Here is a 17,645-nt window from a genome sequence, read left to right on the forward strand (position 1 = left end):
GTATATCAGAAATAGTCTATATTCACAAATCTTTCTAGTTATTCCCTTATCATTCCTAATTAAAGTAGACAATATACAATAATTTTTAGTTAAATGTATATCAATGTTCTTTGTTTTTCTTAACAAACGTAATACAAAAAGAGCCTGTTGCCAAGCTCTTTAATCTATTATTTCTTTTCAGCGCGAAGGGCTGACAAGATTTGTGTACGGATATCATCTACACCATTTGGAGTATTTGGTAAAAAGATGGTTTGATTTCCTTTTGCAGCAAAGGTGTTCAAGGTATCCAAATACTGGTTGGTCAAGAGGATTGACATGATTTGTTCTTCTGTCATACCAACATTGGCTTCCTTGAGTTCGGTGATAGACTCTGCCAATCCATCCACAATCGCCTTACGTTGTTGGGCAATCCCCACACCATGAAGGCGGTCTTTTTCTGCTTCGGCTTCAGCTGCAGTGACAATTTTAATCTTATCGGCTTCTGCCAATTCTTGCGCTGCGACCCGCTTACGTTGCGCTGCATTGATTTCATTCATGGATTGCTTGACTTCTGCGTCTGGTTCAACCTTAGTAATCAAGGTTTTCACGATAATATAACCATAAGTAGTCATTTCTTCTGCTACTTGGTGTTGAACTTCAAGGGCAATCTCATCTTTTTTCTCAAACAATTCATCCAAGGTTAATTTTGGAACAGAAGAACGAAGGGCATCTTCGATATAAGATTTAATCTGAGATTCTGGACGCATGAGTTTATAGTAGGCATCTGTCACGCTCTGCTCGTTGACACGGTACTGAGTCGCTACATTCATCATAACGAACACATTGTCCTTGGTCTTGGTCTCAACCACAATATCGCTTTGCAGCAAGCGCAACTGAATGCGTGCTGCAATCGAGTCAATCCCAAAAGGTAAGCGAATATGAATACCGCTATTGGCAACCTTTTGGTATTTCCCAAAGCGTTCAATAATCGCCACCGACTGCTGACGAACCACATAAACTGTACTCAGTGTGACTATCAGCAATAGGAGCACACAAACAATCAGAAAAATCATGAAAAATATTGCCATAATGGAACCTCCACAAGTATTTTTCTAGTATTATAGCACATTTAAAGAAGGCTGTGCCGTTTTTACTGCGATTTTTCCTGAAATGTCAATAATTAGAGGTGAATTGTCACATTGTCGTCTAATCTCTTGCTAAAATAACTGGTAAGAAATTAGGTGCACCATGCCAGTTCTTTCTAGACCACCCTTATTTCGATTTTAAACAATTAAGAGTCAAACTGGAAACAGACAGATATTGAGCTAATGTAAATCTGTTTGTGACAAATGTTTTTAATATAATGTTTTATCCCTCAAGTTAATGAAGGAAGTTGTTATATATAGCAATTTTACTCACAATGTAAGTTAGTTTTAATATACAAGCTACCATACTTCAAGAATTAAGCAATGTTGATGATATAAATTTATTGTGGTATACTATTTTTGTCATCGGTTACCGATTACGTTCCTATGGGTTCGTGAGAGGAGGTAAAACTAATGAGCCTTATCATAGAGCTCGCTCTTACTATTATAGCGGATGTCATCGCAGGAATTATCCTGTATTTCGTCTGCAGATGGCTAGATAGTAAGGAGTAGACCGAGTGACTAGCCTATCAACACCCGTTAAAATCGCTAAGATACGTCAAAAAAGCCCTTAACTACGGCCATAGTTAGGGGCTTTGGTGTTCTAATGAACCTTACCAATTGACTATATTCTAGCATATAAGTCCTAATATTTCAAGCATTAAGTAAGGTTGATGGTCTAAATTTATTGTGGTATACTATTTTGGTCATCGGTTACCGATTACGTTCCTATGAGTTCGTGAGAGGAGGTGAAACTAATGAGCCTTATCATAGAGCTCGCTCTTACTATTGTAGCGGATGTTATAGCTGGAATTATCTTGTATTTCGTCTGCAGATGGCTAGATAGTAAGGAGTAGACCGACTGACTAGCCTATCAACACCCGTTAAATCGCTAAGATACGTCAAAAAAGCCCTTAACTACGGCAATAGTTAAGGGCTTTGGTGTTCTAATGAACCTTATCAATTAACTATATTCTAGCATATAAGCCCAGATATTTCAAGAGTTTTATTTATTTTTTAAGTTCCCTTAGATATCTGAAAGGTCTAAAGTGAAACGGAATAAGTAATGTCTAATCCCTTTAAAAGACTCACAAAAACATCATTGCAGTGAACTGCACTCCAATAGTTCAAGAATTAAGCAATGTTGTTGATATAAATTTATTGTGGTATACTATTTTTGTCATCGGTTACCGATTACGTTCCTTGCGGTTCGTGAGAGGAGGTGAAACTAATGAGCCTTATACCTGAGCTTGCTCTTACTATTATAGCGGATGTTATAGCTGGAATTATCTTGTATTTCGTCTGCAAATGGCTAGATGGTAAGAAGTAGACCGAATGACTAGCCTATCAACACCCGTTAAATCGCTAAGATACGTCAAAAAAGCCCTTAACTATGGCACTAGTTAGGGGCTTTGGTGTTCTAATGAACCTTATACACTAATTACATTATAGCATATAAGTCCTAATATTTCAAGCATTAAGCAATGTTGATGATCTAAATTTAATGTGATATACTATTTTTGTCATCGGTTACCGATTACGTTCCTTACGGTTCGTGAGAGGAGGTGAAACTAATGAACCTTGCCCCAGAGCTCGTTCTTACTATTGTAGCGGACGTCATAGCAGGAATTATCTTGTATTTCGTCTGCAAATGGCTAGATGGTAGGAAGTAGACCGAATGACTAGCCTGTAAACACCCGTTAAATCGCTAAAATACGTCAAAAAATCCCTTAACTACTGCAATAGTTAAGGGATTTGGTGTTCTAATGAACCTTGCCTATCGATTTTATTCTAACATACAGGTCCAGATATTTCAAGAGTTTTATTTATTATTTAAAATTCCTTAGTTCTGAAAGGTATTTGATTTTTCATCAATTCATTTAAAAATACTATACAAATTTCTTACATTTTCCATAAGTGTGATATAATGGACTCAATAAGATAACTTGTGAAGGATAAACGCTGGGTCCCAGAATGGGGTAGACTGAAAGGTTGAGCATTCCTATGTGCCTGGGGTTATCTTTTTATTTTGATTTTTTTAAGGCTCTCTACAAAGTTTAGAGGGTCTTTTTCTATTCCTATAGAATATACCAAAACACCCCTTAACTATCGCACTAGTTAAGGGCTTTGATGTTCTAATGAACCTTATCCATTAAAATCATTCTAACATACAGACCCCGATATTTCAAGAGTTTTATTTATTGTTTAAAGTTCTGAAAGGTCTATAATGCAGTTAGCTATCTAGTACCCAAAAACCGACTAGCTCTTATGAACTAGTCGGTTTCTCATCAATGCGCCAACATTTCTTGGGCAATTTCTTGGCCAGATAGGTTATCTGGGTAGTAGGTTGGCCAGTTGTCCATTTCTTCAAAGAGGGCTTCTTGGCTTGTGCCTCCAAAGAAAATATGGAAATGTTCTGCCTTAACTGGGGCGATATTGTGGTCACTAAACTGAACATACTTGAACTGTCCAGCGTCCGCATCCGTTGCTTCAAAGAGGAAGCGCACGCCACGATTGCCTTTCTTGTAAGTCAAGATTTTCTTACCCACATACTTGTAAGTGTATTTCTTGCTTTGTCCACCTTGAACAAATTCCATAGTATTATCAGTAATGTTAATCTTAGTGACATCTGTCTGATAGCCTTTTGTATAGTAGGCCTTGTACTCTGCCTGAGTCATCTTACCAGTCAACTTAGCCTTGTAGTCAAAGACTTGGTCAAACGTACCATCTTCAAGGAAAGGATAAACTGATTGCCAGTTACCTGCATAGTCACTCAAAGTGCGGTCCTTGACGTCTGCATCCTCAAAGTAACCATTTTGAACTGTCTTGGTATCCTCTGCCTTTTCAGGTTCGATAGCTGGACCTTCTTGGTCTGTTGTTTGTTTTAGAGCCTTGAGGTTTTTCTCCATGATAGAGATGTAATTTTCTCCCGCCTTGGTGTCCTCTTCTGTCAGACTTTCTAAAGGATTAAGGACATCTGTTTTGACACCTGCCTCTTTTGAAAGTGTGTTAGCAAGGGCTTGTGAGGCATTTTCTTCAAAGTAGATATAGGCGATTTTATTTTTCTTGACGTACTCTGTCAATTCTGCCAGACGTGCAGCTGATGGCTCTGCATCTGGAGAAAGTCCTGAGATAGCGACTTGTTTGAGCCCATAGTCTAAAGCGAGATAGTTAAAGGCTGCGTGTTGCGTTACAAAGCTCTTTTGTTTGGCTTGAGACAAGCCTTCTGCATAAGCCTTATCCAAGGCTTGTAATTTTTCGATATAGGCAGCAGCATTCTTCTCAAAGGTCTCTTTTTTATCAGGATAATCTGCTGACAAGCTATCACGGATGTGCTCTACAAGTTTAATGGCACGAACTGGTGATAACCAAACATGGGGGTCAAACTCATGGTGATGGCCTTCTTCGCCATGGTCATGGTCTCCCTCTTCTTCCTCACCACCTGGCAAGAGCAACATATCACCTGTCGCCTTGATGGTTTTCACTTTTTTCTTATCCAAAGTATCTAGCAATTTAGGAACCCAAGTTTCCATGTTTTCATTTTCATAGACAAAGGTATCTGCATCTTGGATTTTGGCAACTGCCTTGGCAGACGGTTCATATTCATGGGGTTCTGTACCAGCACCGATGAGAAGTTCTACATTAGAAGTATCTCCTGCTACTTGCTTGGTAAATTCATAGACAGGGTAAAAGGTTGTCACGATATTGAGTTTGCCATCTGCTTGCTTTTGATTGGAACAAGCCACTAAAAACAAGGCACATAGACTGGCTAGTAATAAGCTAATTTTTTTCATCTTAGTCTCCTATTTGATAAAACGTCTTACTAAACTGATTAGTAAAAAGACAGTTACAAAAATAATGGTAATACTTGCACTTGCAGGTGTTTCTGCATAGTAGGAAATGTAAAGTCCTGCTACCATTCCCAAAAATCCAATAGCACTGGCAAGCAGCATAACCGATTTAAAGTTTTTCCCCAGACGCAGGGCAATACTAGCTGGTAAGACCATGATAGTCGATACCAAAAGAGCTCCTGCAGCAGGAATCATAAGGGCAATGGCCACCCCTGTCACCATGTTAAAAAGAATGGACATGGTACGAACAGGCAAGCCATCCACAAAGGCCGTATCCTCATCAAAGGTCAGGATATACATTGGACGAAGGAAGAGGAAGGTCAAAATCAAGACAACCGCTGCAATGACAAAGAGGGAAATAACCTGCTCCTCACTGATAGTCACGATTGAACCAAAAAGATACTGGTCCAAACTCATAGAACTCGAGCTTTTACCCTTGCTCATAACAATCAGAGAAACAGCCAGACCTGTTGACATGAGGATAGCTGTCCCGATTTCCATAAAACTCTTATAAACCGTACGGAGATACTCCAGAAAGATCGCCGCAATCAAGACAATGGCAATAGTAGAAATAGTTGGAGAAATCCCTAGTACCAGACCAAAGGCTACACCTGAAAGCGAGACGTGGCTGAGGGTATCACTCATCAAACTCTGACGGCGCAAGATAAGGAAGGTCCCCAATACTGGCGAGAAAAGACTCATGGCAATAACGGCCAGAAAGGCACGTTGCATAAAGTCATAAGATAACAAACTAAGCATGGCCCACCTCCTGATCATTCTCATGAACGTTGAAACAACGCCATGGCGAGTCTTGGTTACGGACTAGATGAATATTGCGGTCCGCATAGTCCTTAACTTCTTCAGGGTCATGGGTAATCATCAAAACAGCCTTGCCATGATGATGGGCGCTGTGGTGCATGAGTTCGTAAAATTCGTTTTTACTTCCTGCATCCATCCCCGTTGTCGGCTCATCTAGGATAAACACATCTGGATCCGAAGCAAACATACGCGCAATCACCGCTCGCTGCTTTTGTCCTCCAGATAGAGACCCTAAGCGTTTGTCTCGGTGTTCCCACATACCAACTGAGTCCAAACTAGCCTTGATATGCTCCTCATCATGAGCATTCAAACGACGGAACCAACCCTTTCGTGGATAGCGACCGGACTTGACAAATTCATAAACCGTACTTGGAAAACCAGCATTAAAACTGGCAATCTGTTGAGGAAGGTAGGCTATTCTCAATTTCTTACCCTGCGTATTTGTCTTTGAAATGGTCACCTTTCCAATGCGTGGTTGGAGAATTCCAAGACTGGCCTTAATCAGTGTCGTCTTAGCTGCCCCATTCTCCCCCGTCAAGGTAACAAATTCCCCACTATCAACACTATAATTGATATGTTCAAGAACGGGCTCCTTATCATAATAGAAGGATAAATCCTCTACCGTAATATATCTCATTATTTGATTTCTCCTACTAAAGCAGTCAAAAACCGCTGGATCACTTTTTGTTCATTTGGAGTAAACTGAGTCGCCACTTGTTCATAGGTTAAAAGTGTATGCTCATGGTGATGATGATGCTCCTCAGCGATTGGACGAGCCAAATCAGTCAACTGATAAAAAATCACACGCGCATCCTTAGGATCTTTAGACGTTTCCAACATCCCTTCCTTGACCAAAGACTTAATGGCCTTGGTAACTGCTGCCTGACTGACATTGAGACGACGCGCCAACTCTGAATTGGTTAAAGATTCCTCTGACAAGAGCATGAGAATATGCTCCTGAGTATTGGTCAGAGCCACCTCGCTAGTGCAATGACCTATTAGGATTTCATGCTGATTTTCTGCCTGTAAAATCACCTCATTCAAAAAGCCATCGATATCCTTCGCTAGCTGTCTCATATCTGACTCCTTTCCTTTTGAACTTCTCTTTTTAAGAGAAAAATACTATTCTTTGACATTTTGTTTACCAGTTAATTATATCACAAGCAAAAAAAGAGTCAAGAAAAAACGTAAAAATCGGCTTCATTCTTGAACTCTTCATAGGATGGTCAATCTTTGTGCGCAAGTTTATTATAGTAACAATGAGGCATTTTATCTTATTTTCTTACCTAGGTAGTGGCGTTGTAACAAAGTCTCCACGACTTCAAAATCCAACTCATCATCGATATCATAAGAATAGAGCTTTGGCATTTCATAAGCTACTGTCTTATCTGTATAAAAGCTCTCATCCCGTAGGTAAAGACTCTTACGAGAAATCCAAATACTTCCGTTGGGATAGTAGTAAAGAGGCTCTTTCTGACGAGCATAGTGCTTGGAAACTTGAAGTGGACGGATAAATGGCGACTCTTCCAACTGCAAGTAAAGACTACGACTCTTGTCTGCCTTGACACAGGAAATCAAATGATCTGCTCCAGACTTGCAGTAGAGTTGATAGGATTCGGTAAGGTGATCTACCTCTCTCAAGGGTGAAGTCACCTGTAAATTAACGAATACTTGATTCTCTTCAAAGGGTTGTAAAAAATCGCATAAAGTTGCTAGACTAGAGGTTGTTGACAAGGCCAGTTCTTTTGGTCTGTGGACACAGCAAATCTCTGGATAGACTTGACGACAGAGTTCCAGATAGGTGGGAGAATCTGACGATACCCATATTTCACTAAATAACTTGGAGGCTAGAGCGACCTCTATCGTATAGAAAACCAAGGGTTTGCCTGCAAGTGATTTAATATTTTTATCCACTAAGCATCGAGATCCAGAACGAATCAGAATAATGGCTATCGGTTTAGATTTTTCTTTCATCTAACCTTCCTAGAAATAAGATAAAAACGGATAGAGTAATGATAGGATTAGCAACACTTTTCAATCACCTTATTACAACACCAAATCAGAAAATACTAACAATCTCATCAAGCACAAGTCCTCTTATTTTATCCCTCTTAACATAAAAAGTGGAGAAGACAGTGATTGTCCTCTCCAAATTTTAGCTAACACCAACCTACTACAGTTGATAAATCAATATTTTGAGCAAATACTATTCACTATCCTTCTTACGTAGAACAAGGCTTAATCCACTCAAAATGCCAACAAATCCAAATGCTGCTAAGGTTGCATTTGACTCAGTACCTGTATTTGGCAATTGAGATACTTCCCTTGATGGAGCTGGATAAGTACTTCCACCAGAATGATAAGTTGATGGAACTGAGTTATTCGGAACTTTAGGTGTTTCCGGATTTTCGTTTTGTTGAGGGGTAGGAGTAGGTGTTGGTGTTGGAGTCGGTTCTGGCTTAGGCTCTGGTTTCGGTTCCGGTTTTGGCTCTGGCTTAGGCTCTTCAGGAATCTTCAACTCTGGAATGTCCACAACTGGAGGATCTAACGGAACCACTCCACCGTCAAACTCAGGAACTTCTACTTTTGGAGCATCCATTTGCATTACATATTGGTAAACAATAGTAGTAACACCTTCTTTAACCAGTCCTTTTTCCTCAATCGTATTGTTGAACTTATCAGAAGCTGGAAGAACACGTTTCAATCGGAATGTCACTCCATCCACTTCAATCGTTTGTGGTGGTGTCACCGCATACTCTTCACCAGTCGCAGTGTATGTAGTCTCTGCCTTATCGCCCGTAATTGTAGTACTTGCTTTAGCTACAACTACATTATCTTTTACAACAACATCTGATGCAAGGAAGTTTTCATTAACATCTACAAATTTAACGATTACTGTTCCTTTTTTATCTTTTTCAGCATCATCTACTTTTCCATTGTATTCTGGCACTTCCTCTTTTGGTGGGAATGGCGGAATAAATGGTTCTACTTCTTCTGCGTATTGATAAATAACCGTTGTTGTTCCTTCTGGAATTTTACCTGATTCTTTATCTGAGTTTCCTAGAGTTGTTGACACTGGTAGTACTCGTCGGTAAATATATTTCTTACCGTTAAATTCTATTGTTTCTTTACGATTTTCTACTGTGCTATATTCTTCATTTGTTGGTGTGTATGTTGTTTCGGCATCACAATCAGCATAGACTTTTGTCGTAGCTTTTTCTACTACTACATTATCTTTAACAGTAACTGCAGTGTCAATTTCATTTCCTTGAGCGTCTACATACTTAACAACTACAGAACCTTTTTTATCTTTCGCTACATCGTGTTCGATAATTTCAGGATTTTCACGGTATTTTACAATTTCACTACTGTCAGTTGATTCGTGTGTTACTGGTAATTCTGCTACTTTTTCTTTGTCTACAGAGTATTTATCGATTTTTGGTGATACTACTTCAGCAAGTTTTTGTTCTTTAGTCCATTCGCTTGTGTATACTACTTCACCGGTTCTACTATTGATTTCTTCACTTCTTGTGAAACGTGCATTTTGGTTAACAGGAGTAGATGCCTCTTGCCCAGCTTTTGGTCCATTTTCGTAAACGTAAGAGATATTACGTTTCACTTCTGTTAATAGACCTAGATCTTTGTATGAACGGTTTTGTGGATCATTAGGAATCTTATCCTCTGGTTTTGGAGGAGTATTATCCCCTTCATTAGGTTTAGTGGGATCAACTGGAATGATTTCATCGTATTGATAAACAACTGTTGTAGTTCCTTCTTTCACCTTACCAGTTTCTTCTACTACGTTGTTGAAATTAGTATCTACTGGTAATACGCGATAGAATGTGTATTTCTTACCACCCACTGTTATGATTGTTTGTACTTTATTGTTTTCAGTACTGTAATCTACATCGTTATTTGTTACTTCATCACGCGTTGATAGAACTACATCACCTGACTTAGTCGCGTATGTTTTCGTTGTTTTAATAACTGCATCTGTTACTACATTTTCAGCATTTTTGATTTCATTACCATTAGCATCAACGAATTTAACAACTACAGAACCTTTAGTATCAACTACTTTAGATGGTGTTGTTTCTTCTTGTTTATCTAACGTATAGCTATAAATAACGTGTTTTTCACCTTCAGTCACATCACCAGTTGCTGAAGCTGAGTCAGATGTTGGTCCTACATATTTATAAACTAAACCTGTAGCTTCATCTTTTAGCGTCGGATATTGTTTATCCGTTGTGTCATAGTTTTCTGTTACTGTGCGTTTTTCTGTGCGTTCAGAAACCTTCACTCCTTTTGAGTAAGTTACATAAGTGTCTTCATACTCTAGAGGAACATTATTCTTCACTACTTCTGTTTCTTTTAATGTTTTCAAGCTTCCATCTTCGTTGATTACAACGTGTTTTACATCAACTGAACCTGTTTTTGTAACTTCTGATTTAGATGGGGTTTTCTCTTCTTCACTTACTAGACGGTATTCGTAAACAACTTCTGTTGTTCCTTCTACTACTTTTCCACTAGCTGCTGGTGATCCTTGTTTTAGACCTACATACTCATATGTATATCCCGTTTCAGCATCTACTAGCGTCGGATATTGTTTATCTGTTGTGTCATAGTTTTGTTCTACAGTTGCAACATCTGTACGTTCACCAACTTTTGTTTCACCTGAATATAGACTTACAATCGTTTTTGTTTCTAGCGTTACATTTTTTTTATCAGTTTCTGATTTCAGTTGTTTCCCATCAGTTGTGACATACTTGATAACTACGCTACCTTGCTTAGAAGCTCTTGCTTCTCCTGCTTCTTCTTTTGTGATTTTTTCCCTATAATAATGAGTTACGACTGGTTTTGCTTCACTCATTACTTTATAAGCACGAATCGGAGTAATCACTTCTTTTGTAGTGTAGGTTGTTTCATTATGAGTTGTTATGTCTTTAGTACTAAAGAAGCTAATCTTATCATTATCAGTTATAGTGTAACGTTCGTTTGTTCCTTTTATTTCCTCATCTGTATCACCTTTATACACCTTAAATTCCACAGATTCTTCAGGTGATACTACTGTAACTGTTCCATCTTCTTCAACTGTTACAGTTCCTTTTTTAGTTAATTCATTAAATTCTTGGTTTCTTACAAGTGTTTCAATAAGCTCTCCCGTCATATTTTCTTTTGTGACAATTGCTACGTATTGAAGTTTAATTTCTTCGTTATTAAAATATTCTGCACTACCATTATCCGATGAGTCAGAAGTTAAAAATGTGAACACTCTTGTACTTATTCTGGTTTTTTCAATAATACCATCTACTTCTTTAGTCGTATTCTCTTTTTTAATTGTGAAGTCTCCGATTATATTTTCAATATCCTTCTTATAAGACTTCCTTTCTGGATCATTATCAAAAAAACTATTTCCTAAATTATAACCATATTCAACACTATTGTCCCCCTTTTTTATATAACCTATATCGATATTTTTACTTTTCTCTTCAATAAAATTATCTAATCCTTCTTTAGCAGCTATTACCTTCGCTAAACCTGCTTCATCTCCAAAATCTCTAGCTTTTTCTTCGGCATATTTCAGCAATTCGTAATAAAAGTGATAATCATTCTTTAAAATGTCAGCTGGCCTAGCATTTTTTAATTCTGAATCACCTTTCTTTTTTCCTTTGAAGTAGTCTTGGCCGTATTCTATATTATCTCCTTCGGAATCATTCAGTTTATAAAGCCTATCTATTTCGTCCACTTTTTCATCATCCGCGGTTCCAAATACCCCATCAGCACCTGCTCTATAGAATTCACTTGATACATTCTCTTTCTCATCAAGCAAGTATGTACTCGCCTCAAATTTGGTTAGAGCATATGTTAGATTCTCAACTTCAAACGATGGCGAATGATATTTTTTAGTAGTTGTTACTTTCTTATTATCACCCACCGCATACGTGTCTTTATCCATTACAAGGACTGTATCACCTTCTTGAAGGGTTACATTTTCTTTCCTGAAATCTTTGGCATCAGCTTGGCCAGCTTTCCATTTTGTAACGGCATCTTCATCGCTAGTTACACCATTAGCTTCTACAAATTTTCCGTATTGTCCATCAGCTATTTCTTCAACTAGATAAACTTTCCCTGTTGTTTTTGTATAATCGATTTCCCCTAGTTTATTGTGCATTCCTTCTGGAGATACTCTTGCTTCGATGTTGTTGAAGCTTTTTTTTTCATAAGTTGCTTTATCAGCACCCTCTACTTCAGAACGAACGTATTCATAAACCTTGTTATTTGCTTCTACTGTATCTTTTTTACCCGTTTCAGCTGTTACCTCAGCTCCTGTTTTGGCTACAGTTGATTCACGATAGTCTTTACCATCAGTATCATAAGCAATTCCTTTTTTATCATAAGGAGTTGTTACTGTACCTTTTTCACCTTCTACTGTTTCTGTTTTCAGTAATGACTTGTCAGACTCAAGTTTATAATTGACGGTTGCTTCTGTTTTGAAGTTTACTGTATCATTACCGTCCACATCACCTGTGTTTTGATTCGCTTTTGTTGGTTCGGCTACATCTTTTCCTAATACTGCATCCACTTTTACAGTTTTAGAATTTTTATCATCTGTGAATGTTGTAGCTGATGTAGATGCTACTTTTGAAGTATCACTCACTACTGTTGCTGTGTCTGTACCATTTGATGAAACAGCTGCAAATACTGGACTTGCACCAATGGATAAAGCCACACCTGTCGCTAAAATTGTTGCCCCAATAAGTTTAGAATCTGTACGTCCATCTTTATACTTACGAAGGGAAAATTTTTCTTGTTTATTATGAAACATAAAATACTATTCTCCAAAAAATTCATTGTTTTTCGACGATTTAATATATATATATATTAAATCGATGTATTATCATCTATTATAGCATTTTACAGAGATAATGTAAACTTATATAACTCCAAAGTTTCCCTCTTTTGATAGTCTTTAGCAAAGGTTGCCGATGCATAACGGCCTTCTTTTTGATAAGCATTTAACCACAAGATTAACTCTCCAATGTCACCAAATGTTGTGACAACTTTAGATTGATTCTTGTAGTATCTGTGAGCTAAATCTGTGTCCGACAAGAGACAGACCAAGCCCTTGGCAGATGCTTCCACAGCCGAATTAGCAAAACATTCACTCATAGAACACGATAGATAGCCTCGGTGTTTCTCATAAGGAACTTCTTCTAGAAAACCTGCATAATGGACATTCAGCGGTAAGTCTTCCTGTCTATAACCTTTAGGTAGGTTTCCATAAATCGTTAGCTGACTATCAGGAACTTGTCTAAAGGCCTCGATAGCCCATGCACAACGTTTCACCATGGTCATATTACCAACGATACACCAATCGGTAACTGTTGCATATTCTTTTTCCAAAACTTCATCCACAAACATTGGAGGTAAAAAGCGAACCTTATCTTTCCCTATCATCTGCTCTAAAACAGGACTTGCAACGATATTCTGACACCAGCCTTGTAAGACAAACTTCATCATAGGGTCTAAAATATTGTAATGGGTGTAAGCAAATAATTTCCGGCCTGTATTTTGGAAAAATTTTCTCAATTGAAGAGGATATTCATTTACCATATCAATGATAAATCGATCATCTATCGTAGAATGATTAGCTAAATAAAGACTAACTAATTGCCATTGCGTATAGGTTTCTCCACTTCTTAGGTTTTGATAAGAATGGTAATTTCCAGCTACATCTCCCTTTAGTAGCTCTCCTTTACTATCATAAAGGGTAAATTGTTCTTCTTGACAATGGAAGCGATAAAGCAATTGAGAAGTATAACATTCAATATCGCCATTTTCATAGTGGACCAAACCTACATATCCTTTATTTGTATACTCTACGTCGGTAACATTGCTTAGGTCTTGCACAAATTCTTTTGGGACACTCGGTTTTTGTCTAGCCAGGTCTGACTGATCAAAAATAACATGATAGAAGTTTTCAAAGCCAAGCTTTTCCAATGTTTCTACAAAATTCGCTACAAAATTCCCCAAATTTGTTAAAACAATTTCTTGCTCTACTTGCAGACTTTTAAAAATTTCTTGACGTGCCAATTGACTTCTTTCAAAGCCATAGATATTGATAGGAAGATGTTCCTTTATAGTAAACACTTTAGTCATGTTTCAATACCTCCTCTAACGACAGCCCTCGACTTTTAGCCAATCGTGATCTAAAAGCCATTTCTCGTCTATGCTGATTTGATAAGCGATAATAGGTTGTAACAGTATTGAGAATGAGAGCATTATCCTTTGTGACCAATCTCGCCCATAAGTGCCAATCTTCCATTCCATCAAAGTCAGAATGATAACCTCCTGCTTCATCATATGCAGAACGCTTAAAAATGACAGTTGAATGGTTAAATATATTTCGGTAAGCAAGGTATAACCATAACAACTCTCCTGATAATTCATTAAATTTGTTGTATATAAGCTTATCAGATAGTTTATCCTCTTCAGCAATCACTTTAGCTCCAATAATATCTAAATGACTTTCTTTTTCTAGTCTATATAATAGTAAGCCTAAATGCCATGGAGCCCACAAATCATCAGCATCCTGTCTAGCTATATACATACTATCGCTTTTAGAAATTCCAAAATTCAAAGCTTTTGAAATTCCACCGTGTTCTTTTTTGAAATATTTGATTCTTGGCTCCCAATGATAGGATTTACAAATTTCTTCTGTTCTATCTGTAGAACCATCATCAACGATAATTAAATTGAAATTTTCATGAGTCTGATTTAAAACAGATTCAATTGAGAGTTGAATAGTCTCTTCATTATTGTACGTAGGCATAACAATATCAACCTGTGTACCTGATTGAGATACATTTTGATAGGGTACACCCAATTTTGCAAAAACATCTGATTCATGAGTTGTTAAAAAAGTACGATAACCATGAACCGATACTCCTTCTATATCTTTTATCAATAAAAGTGCTGTCGAATAAAAACTATGAACCTCAACGAACTCATATTCCTCTAGCAAAAGATAAATTTCTTCTTCAAAACAGAACCTAGTTTCTTTGAATTTATCTGGTGAGACATTCAAAGGAATTCTAGGGTGAGGATAGTAGTAATCAATCTTCTTTTCATCTAAAATTTTTGAAGTCAATTGTCTAGTGATTTCAAAAGATTCCTGATAAGGGAGAGAGGCTAAAAATTGCCCCAAAAAAACACTTATTTTTTTACCATTCTTAGCTCTATGAAAATCAATTGGTTTAATATCAAGCTTTAAAAAGACCTGTTTCTCTTTTGGAAAGAGAATGCAATCCTCAAATACCGTATAATGTCTAGTTGAAAATGACAGGACCTCCCTCATAGTAAAATGTGTAGCTTGAATCGTCCTGTCAAGACCTTGTGTATAGAAATTAAGCGGCACAATTGAAGTACTACCATCATCAAAGCTATACAAATTCATCGTACTGGGATTAAATAGATTAAGCGCTACAGGATTATCTAAGCTCGCTAAATAGATATTACTGACAGACTTCCCTTTTAAAGCTTCCCGCATATCGTCTAAAACAGTTTTTCCTTCTAAAACAATGACTTCCTTACAAAATTCCTTCATCCGTTCAGCATAGTAAGTCTGTCTCTGATCATCTGACATCTTTAGATAAATCCCAATAAAATCTTCTGAAACAGTCTGAACGACTTCTTTTGCGACTAAAACTTGAAATGGGGACGTGCAAAAGATTATATTTTTCAAATTTATCTCCTTAAAATTTTTTACAAGTAGATTTTTTTGTCTAACAGGACTTAGAAACATTCGCTTCATAATCATAGAATCATACAAAATCAATCATTTCAACTTATACTCAATGAAAATCAAATAGCAAACTAGGAAGCTAGCCGTAGGTTGCTCAAAGCACTGCTTTGAGGTTGCAGATAGAACTGACGAAGTCAGCTCNNGAAGAGATTTTTGAAGAGTACTATATTTAAATACACTGTTTCTAAGTGCTTCTTACCTAAAATTATAGCATATGATAAGTCTTCTCTCCAATAAAAGAACAGTCAAGTAAATGCTAATATAATATTCTGAAGGAGCTCCTGTTTCCAGATTCTCTGATAATACTTTCAATAAGTAAAATGAAAACAGGCAGAATAATCTGTGATAGCCTAAAGATTAATAAAAAGAATCTGGGACAAAAGTCTAACCTTAAATATAAAAAGCGAACAAACGAGTTTTCTGACACTCAGAATTCTGTCTTGTTCGCTTTTTTATCTAATCTATCGATTTTAGAAATTTATAATAAAGAATTCCTAAAATCAAAATCTTTTTGTCCCAGCCTCCACTTCTATATTCACCTATTGAAATTCCTTGACATCTCCATCATAAGTCGCCCAGTCTTTGCTGAAAAAGCACTCATTCAGATGGTAAGTCGGAGCTGGGGTTGGATTGGATAGGAAAGGATCAACTGCCTTGTCAAAAGCCAACCAACCCAACCAACCAAGGTGAATGGTGTCCTTCATAAAGAAAGGCTCCCCGCCATCCTTAGAAAAATCTGCTATATTGGTAAAACCTTGACTTTCTAACTGGTAGCGAATCTTCTGCACCGTTTGTTGGTACATATCCTCTCGTAGACCAGCGTAGTCCATCCATTTTTTATTAACAGGTGGAATGATAAAAATCGGGTTGACCTTAGATTTAGAAAACTGGGTTAAAACCAACTGCAAGTCATTATACTCTGGCGACTTGAGATAGGTAAAGCTTTTCTGAGAGTCCTTTAATTTCTTCAGATCCTTCTTGATCTGCGTATTATAGAAATAATTTTCCATTCCCAGATTATTATTGGAAGTATTCTTTTCAGCATCTGCTTTAACAATATCTTCTATAGCTTGATAAGAAAACTGGTCTGGCAAGGTCTTTAAATACTTAACTACATGCTTATCATAATTGACATAGCCTCTAACTGAAAACTGACCAAAAAAGGAGGCTTGGCGTTCATTAAACCGAGCCAATAATTCAATCATTTCATTGTCTGCCGTCGATAATTCTTCTTTGCTTGCCAACTTCTGAACCAAATCCTTCATAGCTACGTTTGGGAACTGCTGTAGTAAGCGAGTCGCTGCATATTGACTAGCCTGATCTCCAGATTGATGTTCCAAAAAACTGGTCAACTGGTCTCCATTAAAATACTGCTGAAAAGCTGCTGGCTCATAGCCATTTTTACTGAACCACTGAGGTGAGATAACATACACAACTTGTTTATTCTCTAGCTGTGGCAACATCTGTTGCATTCCAAAATACTGGTTAAGCGATGCAGCTCCCCTCTGTCCTAAAAGATACGGACGGTAGGAGCGATTGTATTTCTCAGCTAATACCGCAGGATGAGCACCGTCAAAACGAAGCCATTCACTAGAGCCAAAGAAGGGAACAAAACGCATATTTGGATCAGATAGTGCTCTGACTTTTTGACTTCGCTCCTTAAAACTATCGATAGTAGTAGCCACCGCTGAACGCTTTTCAGCTCCTAGATTATGATGCATCTCAGTAGGATAAAAGAAAATGAGCAGAAAAACCAACAAACCAGCTATCAAGACCGGTCCGAAGATCGTCCATAAGCGTTTAAGCATTTTGTAGCTCCACAATACCAGCTATGATTTTATTAGCTGTATTCCAGTCATCGCGACCAAACTCTGTTACAGGGACACGAATGTCAAAACGGTTCTCAATCTCCACAATCAACTCAACCGTTCCCATACTATCCAAGACACCTGCATCAAAAAGATCTTCATCCATCATGTCAGAAACATCTTCCATAAACAACTCATCAATAATTTCGATAACTTCTGATTTGATATCCATATTTTA

At 37.6% G+C, this 17,645-nt stretch carries 11 protein-coding genes; all 11 read right to left on the reverse strand.

The genetic code is table 11. The features are described 5' to 3' along the window. Nucleotides 1-167: 167 nt before the first annotated feature. Nucleotides 168-1,052 (reverse strand): SPFH domain-containing protein, encoded by an 885-nt coding sequence (locus tag HT714_RS02820; RefSeq protein WP_050390559.1) that lies wholly within the window; start codon nucleotides 1,050-1,052, stop codon nucleotides 168-170. A gap of 2,360 nt (nucleotides 1,053-3,412) precedes the next feature. Continuing rightward, a complete protein-coding gene (gene adcA, locus HT714_RS02825; protein WP_173224956.1) occupies nucleotides 3,413-4,918 on the reverse strand; it encodes a zinc ABC transporter substrate-binding lipoprotein AdcA in 1,506 nt (501 codons plus the stop codon). A gap of 9 nt (nucleotides 4,919-4,927) precedes the next feature. Continuing rightward, on the reverse strand, nucleotides 4,928-5,734 hold the full coding sequence (locus tag HT714_RS02830) for a metal ABC transporter permease (RefSeq protein WP_049535472.1): 807 nt from the start codon (nucleotides 5,732-5,734) through the stop codon (nucleotides 4,928-4,930). Continuing rightward, on the reverse strand, nucleotides 5,727-6,431 hold the full coding sequence (locus HT714_RS02835; protein WP_001269496.1) for a metal ABC transporter ATP-binding protein: 705 nt from the start codon (nucleotides 6,429-6,431) through the stop codon (nucleotides 5,727-5,729). The genes HT714_RS02830 and HT714_RS02835 overlap by 8 nt, the downstream gene beginning before the upstream one ends. After that, nucleotides 6,431-6,871 carry a zinc-dependent transcriptional regulator AdcR gene (gene adcR, locus HT714_RS02840; protein WP_001249314.1) on the reverse strand — a complete coding sequence of 147 codons (441 nt, stop codon included), beginning with the start codon at nucleotides 6,869-6,871 and terminating at the stop codon, nucleotides 6,431-6,433. Before adcR ends, HT714_RS02835 begins: the two co-directional genes overlap by 1 nt. Before the next feature lie 192 nt (nucleotides 6,872-7,063). Next, nucleotides 7,064-7,768 (reverse strand): acylneuraminate cytidylyltransferase family protein, encoded by a 705-nt coding sequence (locus tag HT714_RS02850; protein ID WP_173251449.1) that lies wholly within the window; start codon nucleotides 7,766-7,768, stop codon nucleotides 7,064-7,066. 232 nt (nucleotides 7,769-8,000) lie between these two features. Next, a complete protein-coding gene (locus HT714_RS02855; RefSeq protein WP_173251451.1) occupies nucleotides 8,001-12,620 on the reverse strand; it encodes an SIALI-17 repeat-containing surface protein in 4,620 nt (1,539 codons plus the stop codon). A gap of 89 nt (nucleotides 12,621-12,709) precedes the next feature. Continuing rightward, on the reverse strand, nucleotides 12,710-13,954 hold the full coding sequence (locus HT714_RS02860; RefSeq protein ID WP_173224946.1) for a glycosyltransferase: 1,245 nt from the start codon (nucleotides 13,952-13,954) through the stop codon (nucleotides 12,710-12,712). Continuing rightward, entirely contained in the window at nucleotides 13,947-15,539 is a 1,593-nt protein-coding gene (locus HT714_RS02865; protein WP_173224943.1) for a glycosyltransferase family 52, read from the reverse strand. The genes HT714_RS02860 and HT714_RS02865 overlap by 8 nt, the downstream gene beginning before the upstream one ends. 599 nt (nucleotides 15,540-16,138) lie before the next feature. Then, nucleotides 16,139-17,407 carry a D-alanyl-lipoteichoic acid biosynthesis protein DltD gene (gene dltD / locus HT714_RS02870; protein ID WP_173224940.1) on the reverse strand — a complete coding sequence of 423 codons (1,269 nt, stop codon included), beginning with the start codon at nucleotides 17,405-17,407 and terminating at the stop codon, nucleotides 16,139-16,141. Next, the gene (gene dltC / locus HT714_RS02875) at nucleotides 17,400-17,639 is read right to left on the reverse strand and encodes a D-alanine--poly(phosphoribitol) ligase subunit DltC (RefSeq protein WP_000351967.1); all 240 of its coding nucleotides are present in this window, start codon (nucleotides 17,637-17,639) and stop codon (nucleotides 17,400-17,402) included. Before dltC ends, dltD begins: the two co-directional genes overlap by 8 nt. Nucleotides 17,640-17,645 lie beyond the last annotated feature (6 nt).

Origin of the sequence: Streptococcus sp. 3705 (assembly GCF_013277145.1) — a bacterium.
In the GTDB taxonomy this organism is placed as follows: domain Bacteria; phylum Bacillota; class Bacilli; order Lactobacillales; family Streptococcaceae; genus Streptococcus.